This window comes from Paraburkholderia sp. 35.1 (assembly GCF_050436525.1).
Lineage (GTDB): Bacteria > Pseudomonadota > Gammaproteobacteria > Burkholderiales > Burkholderiaceae > Paraburkholderia > Paraburkholderia tuberum.
Map to the genome: position 1 here is coordinate 2,888,053 of NZ_JBNDMJ010000003.1, position 13,219 is coordinate 2,901,271.

Genomic DNA, 13,219 nt, shown 5'->3' on the forward strand with positions numbered 1-13,219 from the left:
GGTCGCGCGCATTACCCTGGGAGCCCCGTCAGTCTGCCTTGTGCTACTGGCATCGCAAGGTGCCGGGATGGGCTGGCGGGAGTCAGCAGAGGCCATAGTAGCGGCTCGGAACCGGAGCAGTGAAGGGCCGAACCTGACGAGAGTGGATAGTCACGCGTGCTCTCTGAGCGTTTGGGCACAAGTCTCGGCACAGCCGGGAGCCTGCGATCAAACTTGACGGCCGGAAGCCTGAGAGAGGTTGGGGTGTCCATTGAACGACAGGCGACACGACGAACGAAACGAAGCTCGCTGGAGCAATCCAGTCGTCAGGAAACGCCGGATACGTGATCCGTACGTCCGGTGTTGTGGGAGGACGGCGGGGGCAACCCCGCCTCCTACCCGATCCTTCTGGTTTGCGTCGGCTCCCCTGCCTGAAGGAGCGCGCACGATCGCCGCGGTCGTCGCCGCGAAAAATTACCGTCGGAGCACGCCGCTATAATCCGACACCATGCCTATCCGTTTCGATCCCGCCGATGCCCACTGGCGCGTCGCGCCTTTGGCCACTTTCAGCGCCGCCCAGAAAGACTGGCTGACCCGCGGCGGTTCACTGACCGCGCACCTGCGCGCGCTCGGCGCGGTCGCGGTGCGCGTGACTCGCGAAGCCGTCGCGCTGCCGTGGCCCGACGAAGCCGCCGCGCTCGGACTCGCGCCGCGCGCGCCGGTGTGGGTGCGCGAAGTGGTGCTGTCGGTCGATGGCGTGCCGTTCGTCGCCGCGCATAGCGTGACGCCGCGTGCCGCGAGCGTCGGCGTCTGGCAGGCGACGCGCCGGCTGCGCACCCGGCCGCTCGCGGAGTTGCTGTATAGCGATAGCAGCGTCGCGCGTTCGTCGCTGGTGAGCCGCAGGGTGGGGCAGCGGCATCCGTTGTATCGGTTGGCCGCGCATGAAATCGACGGCGGCGATCGGCATGCGCTGGTGGCGCGTCGCTCGGTGTTCGAGCGGCATGGCGCGCCTTTGATGGTGACCGAATGCATGTTGCCGGCACTGTGGGAGCATTTGCGTGCGTTGGACGCGGCCGCTCGCGCGCACGCTGCCGCGTCGGGCACCGGCGCGGCGCATATCGCGCACGCGCGGGTGCGCGAGCACGGTCGTCCGCTCGATCACACCGCGTCGCGTGCGCACAGCGTGCCGCGTAGCGCCGACGAGCGGAGCCGCTGATGTCGTTCAAGCGTTGCTTTGCGCCTGTCGTCGACGCTGATACGCGGGTCTTGATCCTCGGTAGCTTGCCGGGCGAGGTGTCGTTGGCTCACGGCCAATACTACGCACACCCGCAGAACAAATTCTGGTTACTGGTCGGTGAAGCGATAGAACGGGATCTGGTTGATATGGACTATTCGACGCGTCTCGAGACGTTGCTCGAACACCATATCGGACTATGGGATGTCGTTGCCGAGGCTCGTCGAGCAGGAAGCCTGGATAGCCGGATTCGCGACCATGCCAGCAACGATCTGATTGCTCTGATCGATACGCTGCCGAAACTGGCTACCATCGCCTTCAACGGGGGGACGGCGGCCAAAATCGGGCTGAAAGCGTTGGGCGAGCGGGGAGTGCAATATCGGCTTGTCCGTTTGCCATCGAGCAGTCCCGCCCATGCCTCGGTTTCATACGCTCAAAAGCTGGACATATGGCGACGGCTAACCTGGGTCTGATCGACCGACAGGATGCCATTCGCGCTCATAGATCGAGCGCAAGAAACCGTGTGCCTTCGACTGGATTCTCGTAGTAGGGCGCGGTTTCGACGAACCCTAACCGCTCGTAGATGCGCTGTGCAAAACGGGTTTGCGGAACCGAGTCGAGAACCAGCGTCGAGAATCCCAATGTCTTCGCTTTCCCGATCACCGATGTGACCAGCGTTTCGCCAAGCGACAACCCTCTGAATGCTTCACGAACATAGAGCCGTTTGATTTCCGCAGTCTCTGCCGTATGGCGCAGCAGCCCCGCGCAACCGGCGAGCTCGCCGCCGGCATCGGCGACGAAGAACATGCCGGATGGCAGCGTATAAACGTGTTCGAACGCGTCCATTTCTGCATCGAATCCACGGTACGACAGATCCATATCCAGCCAGCGGACATACTCGCGGATCACGGCGACGAGGTTGTGCGTGTCGGCGGGGAAAACGGCTTCGCGAACGATCGGCCGCGGCGTTTGCATGGCGGCTCTCAGATCCATACGTCGTTTTCGGCCGTTCTTTCGTTGGTCGTATCGCCGGTATTGACGACGCCGCGCGGTTCGATGAGCAGCAGCTTCACCTCGGACTCGGCATACGGCTTGTGCTCGACTCCCTTTGGTACCACCGCCATTTCTCCGGGAAACAGTTCGATCGAGCGGTCGCGGAAGTCGATGCGCAACCGGCCTGCGAGGACGATGAACGTCTCGTCGGTATCGGCATGCCGATGCCAGACGAAATCGCCGACTATCTTTACGACCTTGAACTGATAGTCATTCATTTCAGCAACGACGCGCGGCTGCCAGTGGTCGTCGATCTGACTGATCTTGTCGAGCAGGTTGATGGTCTTGTATTGGCCGCGTTGCTCGGGTGTCGGCTGGGAATCGCTGTGCATGGTGGCTCCATTCGGGTGATACCTGGAACAGAGCATAGTCCCGCCGCCGGCGAGTGTCTTGAACGATCGTGCAAGCTTGCGTTAGCCGGCGTGCCGATCGCTCGTCATCGCGAGCCAACGTGCGGGAGAGATTCCGTATGCGTGGCGAAAATGTCGGGTCATGTGGCTCTGGTCGGCGAAGCCGGCTGCGGCCGCCGCGTCCACGAGGGAAACGCCGCGCAGCATCATCGCGCGCGCGGCTTCGAGCCGGCGCATGACCAGGTAGTGATAGGGGCTGGTGCCGTAAAAAGTTCGGAAATCGCGCGAGAGGCTCCAGCGGTCCTGCCCGCTGACGACGGCAAGTTCATCGAGCGTGACGGTGTGCGTGCACGATGCGTGCAGATATTCGCGTGCTCGCTGCGCTGCCGCGAAATCCGCGGACTTGCGCGTCTGCCGCGCGCCCGAGGCGTTATCCAGCGCGAGCGCGAGACCGGCGAGCGCGTCGTCACGTTCGAGCGGCTCCGCGTCGCCACGCATCTGGCGCAGCGCTGTCTGCGTGGCTTCGAACAGGCGCGGATCGGCCGTGACGCCGCCTTCGACGAACGGCAGGGGGCGGCCGCCGAGGACTTCCTGGATTGCAGCGGGTTGCACGTAAATCATCTGATAACGAAATCCCTCGTTCGTGCCGGCCTGACCGTCGTGCACTTCGTCGGGATGCAGGACCATGGTCTGTCCGGGTAGGCTGGTGCGCAAACCGCGCCTGTAATGGAAGCATTGGACGCCGGCGAGGGTCAGGCCGATCGCGTAGGTGTCGTGCCGATGCATGGAGTACGCGTTGCCGTGGAAAAACGCTTCGATGCGTTCGACTCCGTGGGTGGATTCCGAACGGGAAATCCAGTCGGATTGGGCTTTGCTGGTATCGCCGTCCATCACACGCTCCGGCTTGGTTTGGCAGATCTGCGGGAACAACGATATCGGAGGATTGTACCGGTGCGAATGTTCGCACGCTTGGCATGCACGATGGCGCGACTGACGTCAGTCTCTCGTCGCGGGTCCGGTCCTGAGCAGTTGCCTACTCACTCAGTAACCGTTTTACTTCATCAAGGAGGGAAGCCGTTGTGTAGCCCACAAAACAGGATCGAACTGGCGGCCAAACCGCTCCTTGAACGCAGAGTCCAACGTCTCTGGATAGTCGGCTTTGAATGAATCTATGTCAGACATGAGCGCGTCAATGTCAGTCGTTGACATTTTGTCGGTATAGGAAGAAACGAGTTCTTCTACTGAGTTTCCGAAAAGGTCAAAATCTTCGTGGAAACGAGAGCGAATCAACCCCGTCAGATTGCCATATTCCTCACCGTCAACCATACGATAAGCCTTCACTCCCTGTCTGCGTGTTGAGGGGCGCGTGCGTGAAAATGCCCGCGACAATGGCGGGCCTTCTTTATAGTCTGTCCCGAGCAATTGCCTACTCACTCAGTAGCCGCTTCAATTCGTCAAGGAAGGAAGCAGTGGTGTAACCCCACAACTCCGGGCCGAACTGGGAGCCATACGCCTCTTCGAATGCATCGTCCAGATTGCTAAAGTTCTCTCTCTCGAAGTTTTCAATTTCAGCAAGTATGTTCTTTAAACTCTCTTGTGAACTATCTCTTCTGTAGCAACCTACGATCACTTTGATGGTGTTACCCCAGTACGAAAAATCCTCGTTAAGGTACACACCAAAGAGCTGGTTTAGTTCGGGGTACAGCGGATTTTCATTCATAACTGCGTCTCATAAGTCGATGAATGCCGTCAGGACGTAATAGGGCATTCCATTGTATATCTCCCGCTTAAGTACCACCAAAACCTTGTTTCCTTTCGCAAATTGTCCTGTCTTCCTGACAACCCCGTAACCCACGTCCCCAGATATGTGCCTTGTTAAACGCAACGGAGCACTCGTCGTAGACTGGGACCAAGATCTGATGCGGGAAGTTTCGCCCATCATCACTTCCGAAATGGCTTTCTCGGCAGTCTTCTGGTCTTTAAATGATGTCGCCGCTTTTATCCGTGGCTCATCTTTCAGTCTTTGTCGCAACCAGGCCTCATCCTTTCCCACATGCTTCAAAAGTGTATGCCCGCCAACCCCGCGAAGCGTCTTCGCTTCATGCATGTTCAGGTTGATCTCGCCCATCGTGATACGCGCAGCCCGCACCGCCTTGATTGACCCGGCAAAGCTGAACGGCACGACCATGTCAAGTGACAGGCCGATATTGTTGGCCATGTCAGGACTTGCCTTCATTGCCTCGGCCAGCTTCGTCGTGCCCTGCTGGGTCAATGTGGCCGTGTCCTGGCCCGACCAGACCTGACGCAAACCAGCCGTCGCCGTATCAGAACCATGTACGCCGAACACGACACACCCTGCCTTGGTGAGCATGGTCGGTTCCGGGATCACACACAACGCACTTGCGCCGACCATTTCCAGCACGCCACCGACGATTTGCAACCCGCCCCATAGCCGGTTGGAAAGCGTTTCGGTCTGGGTGATTGACTGCCTTGCCAGTACCGCCGCCAGTTGCGGCGCGCTGAGCGCCACGCGCACGCCGTCCGCATCCTGTTGATACGACATTCCGAACCTCTCCGTAGCTGTCGGGACTGCCACGCTAGTGTAGTGCGTCGTAAATAATGCAACTTAATCGCGATTTGCGAGTCTCCTTCCAGGTGATGAGGGAGAACCCATGAGAATCGCGGCAAAAGTTGAGCTGAGCGAAGGCCAGCGCAAACAATTGGAAACGTGGGCGGCTGGGCGGAGGGTTCCGGTACGACTGGCCGAGCGTGCCAAGATGATATTGCTCGCGGCACTGGGCCACACAGACAAAGAGATCGGTGTGCAGTTGGGTATCTGGCGAGGCACGGTGGCGCGCTGGCGAGCGCGCTTCATCGCGGACGGTGTGGCGGGGATCGAGCGGGACGAGACGCGACCCGGGCGCAAGCCGAAGATCTCTGCGCGCAAGGTCAAGGCCATCGTGGCGATGACCATGCAGCAGCGTCCCGATAACGCGACGCATTGGAGTACGCGCAGCATGGCGGCAGTGGCCGGCGTCAGCGAGGCGAGCGTGAGGCGCATCTGGCAGGCGCATGGACTCAAGCCGCATCGGATAGAAACCTTCAAAGTCTCGAACGACAAGCACTTTGCCGAGAAGCTGGAGGACATCGTCGGCCTTTATCTCGATCCACCTGAGCACGCACTGGTGTTCAGTTGTGACGAGAAGTCCCAGATTCAGGCTCTGGACCGGACCCAGCCTGGCTTGCCGATGAAGCGAGGTCGAGGTCAGACGATGACGCACGATTACAAGCGCAATGGTGTGACGACGTTGTTCGCCGCGATGAACACGCTCGATGGCAGCATCATTGGCCAGTGCCAGACGAAGCATCGTCATCAAGAATGGCTGGGCTTCCTGCGCAAGATCGATCGCAGCACCCCCAAGGGTAAGGAACTACATTTGATTGCCGACAACTACGCCACTCATAAGCATCCCGAGGTGAAGGCGTGGCTGGCCAAGCACCCACGATTTCACATGCATTTCACGCCCACCAGCGCTTCCTGGCTCAATATGGTCGAACGCTTCTTTCGTGATCTGTCCGAGAACCAGCTACGGCGGTCAGCCTTTCGCTCGGTACCCGAGTTGGTCAGCACGATCGAGCAGTACATTGAAAAGCACAATGGTGATCCAAAACCCTTCATCTGGACCGCTAAAGCTTCCGACATTCTGGCGAAAGTCACGCGTGCCCGCACCAAGCTGAATAAGATGCAATCCGTTTGACGCAGACCACTAGCAGGCGACAACAGGGAGAGGAATGGGCGACGGATGAAAATTCGGGTTCTGATTTATTCAGGCGTACTGCAGGACTGTCCGCATTGCAGGAAATGGATCGATCCGTGGCATTCGAACAGGCGATCGTCGGCGAAGCCGGCCTTCTGGAACTGGCCATCGACATTGCTGGTGAATACGAACCCGCCGCTTCTTTTCGCCGATGCCCAGCGGCGCAAGCTCTCGAAACCCGCGTGCGGGACGGCGCGCCGGTCCAGGTTGAGCCGATGGCCGTAGAAACCCCATGCGCGGACCGGATCACGCAGGAAGGCTGTTCCATTGGCAATATCATGGAAATTGATTCCGCCGGTCTTCAACGCCGGATAAGCCGCCCAGAATCCGTGATCGCCTCGAAAGTCGGGTAGTCCGGAATCGACGCCCATGCCTGCGCCTGCCGTGATCAGAATGCCGTCGGCTTCGCGTATCCAGTCAGCCGCGATCATCATTTGCTCTGCCGTGTCCATGCGTGCTCCCGTTGTTCACATTCCGAATTCTCCTGGCAGCCCAAAAATGAGGCAGAATCCAACCGTGCGACCCGCTGCGCGACGCAGTCCGCCGTGTTCGCTTAATCGTTCCGCTTTGGCGTTCCAGGGCCCCGCGTCGCCATCCGCCACGCACAGCGTTTGTGTCCTAGCGTTGTCGTTTTCCTGATCGACGTTTGCGCATCCTGCCCGTATCACGTGCGAGATGCCTCTCAACCGCCCGCCCAGAGCCTAGCAATGACGACCCAGCAACCGACCATCATCTACACCCTCACCGACGAGGCGCCGCTGCTTGCGACGGCCGCGTTCCTGCCGATCATCCGGACCTTCACCAGGCCGGCCGGCATCGAGGTCGAGACCAGCGACATCTCGGTCGCGGGCCGCATCCTCGGTGAGTTTCCCGAGTTTCTGACCGAAGCGCAGCGGGTGCCCGACAACCTCGCGGAACTCGGTCGCCTGACCTCGTTACCCGACACCAACATCATCAAGCTGCCCAACATCAGCGCATCGGTGCCGCAACTGACGAGCGCGATCAGGGAACTGCAGGCGAAGGGCTACAAGGTGCCCGACTATCCGGAAAATCCGAAGACCGACGAACAGAAGGCGATCCGTCAGCGCTACTCGAAGTGTCTCGGCAGCGCGGTGAACCCGGTGCTGCGCGAGGGCAACTCGGACCGTCGCGCGCCGGCCGCGGTGAAGAACTACGCCCGCAAGCATCCGCACAGCATGGCCGAATGGAGCATGGCGTCGCGCACGCACGTCGCGCACATGCGGCACGGCGACTTCTATCACGGCGAAAAATCGATGACGCTCGATCGCGCGCGCGACGTGAAGATGGAACTCGTCACGAAGAACGGCAAGACGATCGTGCTGAAGCCGAAGGTCGCGCTGCAGGACGGCGAGATCATCGACAGCATGTTCATGAGCAGGAAGGCGCTGCTAGCGTTCTATGAAGACCAGATGGAAGATGCGCGCAAGACCGGCATGATGCTGTCGCTGCACGTGAAGGCGACGATGATGAAGATCTCGCACCCGATCGTCTTCGGCCACGCGGTGAAGGTGTTCTACAAGGACGCGTTCGCGAAGCACGGCAAGCTGTTCGAGGAACTTGGCGTGAACGTCAACAACGGCCTCGTCAATCTGTACGAGAAGCTCGAGACGCTGCCGGAATCGCAGCGCGAGGAGGTGATCCGCGACCTGCACGCATGCCACGAGCATCGTCCGGAACTGGCGATGGTCGATTCGGCGAAGGGCATCTCGAACCTGCACGCGCCGAACGACGTGATCGTCGATGCGTCGATGCCGGCGATGATTCGCCTCGGCGGCAAGATGTGGGGCGCCGACGGCCGTCCGAAAGACACCAAGGCGGTGATCCCGGAGAGCACGTTCGCGCGCATCTACCAGGAGATCATCAACTTCTGCAAGACCAACGGCGCGTTCGATCCGGTCACGATGGGCACCGTGCCGAACGTCGGCCTGATGGCGCAGAAGGCGGAAGAATACGGCTCGCACGACAAGACCTTCGAAGTGCCGGAAGACGGCGAGGCGCGCATCGTCGATCTAGCTAGCGGCGAGGTGCTGCTCACGCAGAACGTCGAGCAGGGCGACATCTGGCGCATGTGCGAGGTGAAGGACGCGGCGATCCGCGATTGGGTCAAGCTCGCGGTCACGCGCGTGCGCAATTCCGGCATGCCCGCGGTGTTCTGGCTCGACCCTTATCGCCCGCACGAAGCGGAGCTGATCATGAAGGTCGAGGCCTACCTGAAGGATTACGACACCACGGACCTCGACATCCAGATCATGTCGCAGGTGCGCGCGATGCGTTACACGCTCGAGCGCGTCGTGCGCGGGCTCGATACTATCTCGGTCACCGGCAACATCCTGCGCGATTATCTGACCGACCTGTTCCCGATCATGGAGCTGGGCACGAGCGCGAAGATGCTGTCGATCGTGCCGTTGATGGCGGGCGGCGGCATGTACGAGACCGGCGCGGGTGGTTCGGCGCCGAAGCATGTGAAGCAGCTCGTCGAAGAGAACCATCTGCGTTGGGACTCGCTCGGCGAGTTCCTCGCGCTCGCGGCGTCGCTCGAAGAACTGGGCATCAAGACCGGCAACAACCGGGCGAAGATCCTCGCGAAGACGCTCGACACCGCAACCGGCAAGCTGCTCGACAACAATCGCAGCCCGAGCCCGAAGACGGGCGAGCTCGACAATCGCGGCAGCCAGTTCTATCTGGCGATGTACTGGGCGCAGGAGCTGGCCGCGCAAACGGACGACGCCGCGCTCGCCGCGCAGTTCGCGCCGCTCGCGACGCAGCTGACCGCCAACGAGCAGGTGATCGTGGCGGAGCTCGCGTCGGTGCAGGGCGCGCCGGCGGACATCGGCGGCTATTACAAGCCGGACTTCAACAAGCTCGAAGAGGTGATGCGGCCGAGCCGCACGCTGAACGAGGCGCTCGGGGCGGTACGCGTCGAATGACGTGATGCGTGAAGTGAGGTGATGTGAAGACGAGCCGCCGGCGGGCGGCTCGTAGCAGGGAAGGGCGGCCAATGCTACCGGCGAACGCGTTCAATACTGCACGACGATCGCGACCCGCCGGTTGGCCGCTCTTGCCGCCGCGTCATTGCCGGCGACCAGCGGAAAATTGTCCGCCCGTCCGATCGCGGCCAGCCGATGCGGCTCGATCCCGCGCTCGACCAGATACCTGACCACGGCGCCCGCGCGAGCCGACGACAGCTCCCAGTTGGACGCATACTTCGCGGTCGAAATCGGCACACTGTCGGTATGCCCCTCGACGAGCACATTCCCCGTCGCATCCTTTTGCAGTCCCTGCGCGATCGGGTTGAGTACATCGAACGAATCGACGACCTTCATGTCGTCGCAGCGAGTGGAAAGTTCGACCTTGCCTTCCGTGATCAGAAAGACCACGGGCTCACCCGAGTAGCCCTCGGAATAGATGATCTCGCCGGGCGCTGCACCAGGAGGAAATGCGCTGCAAGCTGCGGCTGGTGACGGAAAACGGCGATAAAGCGCCACGTGAATCGTTTGCGCGTGGCGTAATGGCGCAGGTTGGTCGCGACCCAGCGGCCGCAAAAGTGAGTTCGTTGAAAGCCGTTTGTGAGCGGTTGATTTGAATGAGCGAACCGCAGCGAATGCTATGCTCTCGTTCGACCAAAAATATTGCGCCTGTCGCGCGACATCCCTACATGACGAATCTGATCAAGCGCGCTTCGGCCGAGGCGCGCGCTTTCCGTAACCGCGACGCCCAAGCCATCGGCGGTAAACAGCAAATGGCCCACAAAAAGGCGCCCAAATCCACGCGCAACGCGGGCGGCACCGTCGAGCACGACGCACACGACGCGCCGCAAATCGAAGCGCCGCAAATCGAAGCGCCGCAAATCGAAGCGCCGCGCAAGCCGCGCTTCGCACCGGTGACGTTCTCCGAAGAGGGCGGCGTGCGCTACCTGCATTTCGGCACGGAATGGGTGCAAGGCGCGATGCGTCTACGCAAGCCCGATCACATCGAACTCGAATACGCGCAGCAGATGATGGCCTGGCTGCTATTCCTCGAAACGCCGAAGCGCATCGTGCAGCTCGGGCTCGGCGCCGCGTCGCTGACCAAGTTCGCGCACCGCTTCCTGAAGAGCGCGAAGGTCGAGGCCGTCGAACTGAATCCGGCGGTCGTCGTGGCCGCGCGCACGATGTTCGAACTGCCGCCCGACGACGCGCGTCTGAGCGTGCATGAAAGCGACGCGTGGGACTTCGTCAACGAGAGCGCGAACCACGGCACCATCGGCGCGCTGCAGATCGACGTCTACGACGCGACCGCGCGCGGCCCAGTACTCGACAGCGTCGGCTTTTACCGTGCGGCACGTGCGTGTCTGACCGACGCGGGCATCGTCACGGTGAATCTGTTCGGCGATCATCCGAGCTTCGTGCGCAACATGAAGCGTCTGAACGAAGCCTTCGACGGTCGCGTCGTCGCGCTGCCCGAAGTGCACGACGGCAACCGTATCGCGATCGCCTTCTCGGGCCCCGCGCTCGACGTGCCGTTCACCGCGCTAGAGGCGCGCGCGAAGCTGATCGAAGCCGAGCTCGGCTTGCCGGCGCGCAAATGGATCAAGGGCCTGCGCGAATCGACGGGGCAGACGGGCGCATCGTTTGCGATCTGATCAGCGCACGGAGAATGAAGCGGCCGTACCGGCGTAGCGGTCGGCACGGCCGCTTTGCTTCCGGTATTTTTTTCACGTCTACGCCGCAACGTCATCCAGACTGCATCGTTGGCGCTTCGTCGCGTTGTTGGACGCCGACGCGCCTCGGGTCGTCCCTGCTTGACCGGGAGTTCGCCACTCCTATACTCTTTCGAAGCTTTCGGGGAGCCCGTGGCTGAGCGCGGGACGACCACCCGCAGAGTCCCACCTCCCGTCGACCGCGGGCAGATAAATTCTAAATAGGAAACAGGAGACGTCATGGCTCACGACCCCGACGTGAAGAAAGCCAGCAAGCACTGGCTCTGGCTATTGCTGCTACCGTGGATCGCGATGATCTGGGTGCCGTCCTACAACCGGATCGAGCCGCAGCTGTTCGATTTCCCGTTCTTCTACTGGTATCAGCTGCTGTGGGTGCTGATCAGCGCGGTCATCACCGCGTTCGTCTATTCGAAGACCAGGTCCCGCTATACGGGTCGCACGAACGGGGGCGCGCAATAATGAACCCCATTGCAACTTTCGTCTTCGTTCTGTTTTTCATCGGCGTCACGATTCTCGGCTTCGTCGCGGCCCACTGGCGGCGCGGCGATCTCGCGCATATCGAAGAGTGGGGTCTGGGCGGCCGGCGCTTCGGCACGATCGTCACGTGGTTCCTGCTTGGCGGCGACCTGTACACCGCCTACACGTTCATCGCGGTGCCGGCGCTCGTGTTCGGTGCGGGCGCAACGGGCTTCTTCGCGCTGCCGTACACGATCCTGATCTATCCGTTCGCGTTCGTCGTGTTCCCGAAGCTGTGGAGCGTCGCGAAGCGGCACGGCTACGTGACCTCGGCGGACTTCGTGTCGGCCCGCTACGGCAGCCGCATGCTCGCGCTCGCCGTCGCGGTGACCGGCATCGTCGCGACGATGCCGTACATCGCGCTGCAACTGGTCGGTATCGAAGTGGTGATCGGCGCGCTCGGTTTCGACACGACCGGCTTCGTCGGCGATCTGCCGCTGATCATCGCATTCGCGATCCTCGCGGCCTACACGTACACGTCGGGCCTGCGCGCGCCGGCCATGATCGCGGTCGTCAAGGACATCCTGATCTACGTGACGATCTTCGCCGCGATCATCGTGATTCCGCCGCAGCTGGGCGGCTTCGGCCATATCTTCGGCGCGGTCCCGCCGGCCAAGCTGCTGCTGAAGTCGCCGGACGTGTCGAGCCTGAACGGCTATAGCGCGTACGCGACGCTCGCGGTGGGTTCGGCGCTCGCGCTGTTCCTGTATCCGCACTCGATCACCGCGGTGCTGTCGTCGAAGTCGGGCAACACGATCCGCCGCAACATGGCGTTGCTGCCGGCGTATTCGCTGGTGCTCGGCCTGCTCGCGCTGCTCGGCTTCATGGCGCTCGCGGCCGGCGTGAAGGACATGCCGGAGTTCGCGCCGTACTTCAAGGCCTTCGGCCCGAACTTCGCGGTGCCGGCGCTGTTCCTGCACTTCTTCCCGTCGTGGTTCGTCGGCGTCGCGTTCGCGGCGATCGGTATCGGCGCGCTGGTGCCGGCGGCGATCATGTCGATCGCGGCGGCGAATCTGTACACGCGCAACGTGCACAAGGAGTTCGTCAACCGCAACATGACGCACGAGCAGGAGACCAACGTCGCGAAGCTGGTGTCGCTGATCGTCAAGGTCGGCGCGGTGGCGTTCATTCTCGGTCTGCCGCTCACGTACGCGATCCAGTTGCAACTGCTCGGCGGGATCTGGATCATCCAGACGCTGCCGGCGATCGTGCTGGGTCTCTACACGCGCGTGCTCGACTACCGGGGTCTGTTGCTCGGCTGGGCGGCAGGTATCGCGACCGGCACGTGGATGGCGATTTCGTTGAACCTCGCGAGCTCGATCTTCACGATCCATCTGTTCGGCATGGCGATTCCGGGCTATGCGGCCGTGTGGTCGCTGGTCGTGAACCTCGTGGTGTCGGTCGTCGTGAGCCTGGTCGTGCGCGCGGTGGGCATGCAGCGCGCCGAGGACCGTACGCGTCCGGAGGACTACCTGGACATCGTCGAAGGCTGATTCCAGCTGCAAATCACGTTCTGAAACACGCAACGCCCGCCGACGGAAGTTGGCGG

14 protein-coding genes and 2 pseudogenes are annotated in these 13,219 nt (G+C 61.6%); 8 read left to right on the forward strand and 8 right to left on the reverse strand.

Annotated elements, in window-relative coordinates:
- Positions 1–487 precede the first annotated feature (487 nt).
- The gene (locus tag OKW27_RS33455; RefSeq protein WP_429335978.1) at positions 488–1,195 is read left to right on the forward strand and encodes a chorismate--pyruvate lyase family protein; all 708 of its coding nucleotides are present in this window, start codon (positions 488–490) and stop codon (positions 1,193–1,195) included.
- Positions 1,195–1,686, forward strand: a complete 492-nt coding sequence (locus OKW27_RS33460; protein ID WP_187611035.1) for a DNA-deoxyinosine glycosylase — start codon at positions 1,195–1,197, stop codon at positions 1,684–1,686. Before OKW27_RS33455 ends, OKW27_RS33460 begins: the two co-directional genes overlap by 1 nt.
- A gap of 25 nt (positions 1,687–1,711) precedes the next feature.
- On the opposite strand, the gene OKW27_RS33465 is transcribed toward OKW27_RS33460, so the two are convergent.
- The 6 genes from OKW27_RS33465 to OKW27_RS33490 form a co-directional block, all read right to left on the reverse strand.
- The gene (locus OKW27_RS33465) at positions 1,712–2,206 is read right to left on the reverse strand and encodes a GNAT family N-acetyltransferase (protein ID WP_244145215.1); all 495 of its coding nucleotides are present in this window, start codon (positions 2,204–2,206) and stop codon (positions 1,712–1,714) included.
- Positions 2,197–2,598, reverse strand: a complete 402-nt coding sequence (locus OKW27_RS33470) for a cupin domain-containing protein (RefSeq protein ID WP_429335979.1) — start codon at positions 2,596–2,598, stop codon at positions 2,197–2,199. The genes OKW27_RS33465 and OKW27_RS33470 overlap by 10 nt, the downstream gene beginning before the upstream one ends.
- 81 nt (positions 2,599–2,679) lie before the next feature.
- Complete coding sequence (locus OKW27_RS33475) at positions 2,680–3,507, reverse strand: AraC family transcriptional regulator (RefSeq protein WP_429335980.1); 828 nt, start codon at positions 3,505–3,507, stop codon at positions 2,680–2,682.
- Between the two features lie 162 nt (positions 3,508–3,669).
- Entirely contained in the window at positions 3,670–3,942 is a 273-nt protein-coding gene (locus OKW27_RS33480) for a contact-dependent growth inhibition system immunity protein (protein ID WP_429335981.1), read from the reverse strand.
- 100 nt (positions 3,943–4,042) lie between these two features.
- Positions 4,043–4,336, reverse strand: coding sequence for a contact-dependent growth inhibition system immunity protein (locus OKW27_RS33485; RefSeq protein ID WP_187611033.1), 294 nt, complete (start codon positions 4,334–4,336; stop codon positions 4,043–4,045).
- A 9-nt stretch (positions 4,337–4,345) separates the two neighbouring features.
- Positions 4,346–5,179: an RNase A-like domain-containing protein gene (locus OKW27_RS33490; protein WP_429335982.1), complete on the reverse strand. Its 834-nt coding sequence runs from the start codon at positions 5,177–5,179 to the stop codon at positions 4,346–4,348.
- A gap of 109 nt (positions 5,180–5,288) precedes the next feature.
- Between OKW27_RS33490 and OKW27_RS33495 the strand changes: the two genes are divergently transcribed.
- Positions 5,289–6,374 (forward strand): IS630 family transposase, encoded by a 1,086-nt coding sequence (locus OKW27_RS33495; protein WP_429333246.1) that lies wholly within the window; start codon positions 5,289–5,291, stop codon positions 6,372–6,374.
- A gap of 80 nt (positions 6,375–6,454) precedes the next feature.
- On the opposite strand, the pseudogene OKW27_RS33500 reads toward OKW27_RS33495, so the two are convergent.
- Positions 6,455–6,886, reverse strand: a pseudogene (locus tag OKW27_RS33500) (SIR2 family NAD-dependent protein deacylase); the annotation flags it as partial.
- Between the two features lie 255 nt (positions 6,887–7,141).
- Between OKW27_RS33500 and OKW27_RS33505 the strand changes: the two are divergent.
- Complete coding sequence (locus tag OKW27_RS33505; RefSeq protein ID WP_429335983.1) at positions 7,142–9,382, forward strand: NADP-dependent isocitrate dehydrogenase; 2,241 nt, start codon at positions 7,142–7,144, stop codon at positions 9,380–9,382.
- A 90-nt stretch (positions 9,383–9,472) separates the two neighbouring features.
- On the opposite strand, the pseudogene OKW27_RS33510 reads toward OKW27_RS33505, so the two are convergent.
- Positions 9,473–9,766 (reverse strand): annotated as a pseudogene (locus OKW27_RS33510) (OmpA/MotB family protein); the annotation flags it as partial.
- 125 nt (positions 9,767–9,891) lie between these two features.
- Between OKW27_RS33510 and OKW27_RS33515 the strand changes: the two are divergent.
- The 4 genes from OKW27_RS33515 (at position 9,892) to mctP (ending at position 13,163) form a co-directional block, all read left to right on the forward strand.
- Positions 9,892–10,038: a hypothetical protein gene (locus OKW27_RS33515; protein WP_429335984.1), complete on the forward strand. Its 147-nt coding sequence runs from the start codon at positions 9,892–9,894 to the stop codon at positions 10,036–10,038.
- 72 nt (positions 10,039–10,110) lie between these two features.
- Positions 10,111–11,076: a spermidine synthase gene (locus OKW27_RS33520; RefSeq protein ID WP_429335985.1), complete on the forward strand. Its 966-nt coding sequence runs from the start codon at positions 10,111–10,113 to the stop codon at positions 11,074–11,076.
- 297 nt (positions 11,077–11,373) lie between these two features.
- Positions 11,374–11,613 carry a DUF3311 domain-containing protein gene (locus OKW27_RS33525; RefSeq protein WP_429335986.1) on the forward strand — a complete coding sequence of 80 codons (240 nt, stop codon included), beginning with the start codon at positions 11,374–11,376 and terminating at the stop codon, positions 11,611–11,613.
- Entirely contained in the window at positions 11,613–13,163 is a 1,551-nt protein-coding gene (mctP, locus tag OKW27_RS33530) for a monocarboxylate uptake permease MctP (RefSeq protein ID WP_429335987.1), read from the forward strand. Before OKW27_RS33525 ends, mctP begins: the two co-directional genes overlap by 1 nt.
- Positions 13,164–13,219: the final 56 nt, after the last annotated feature.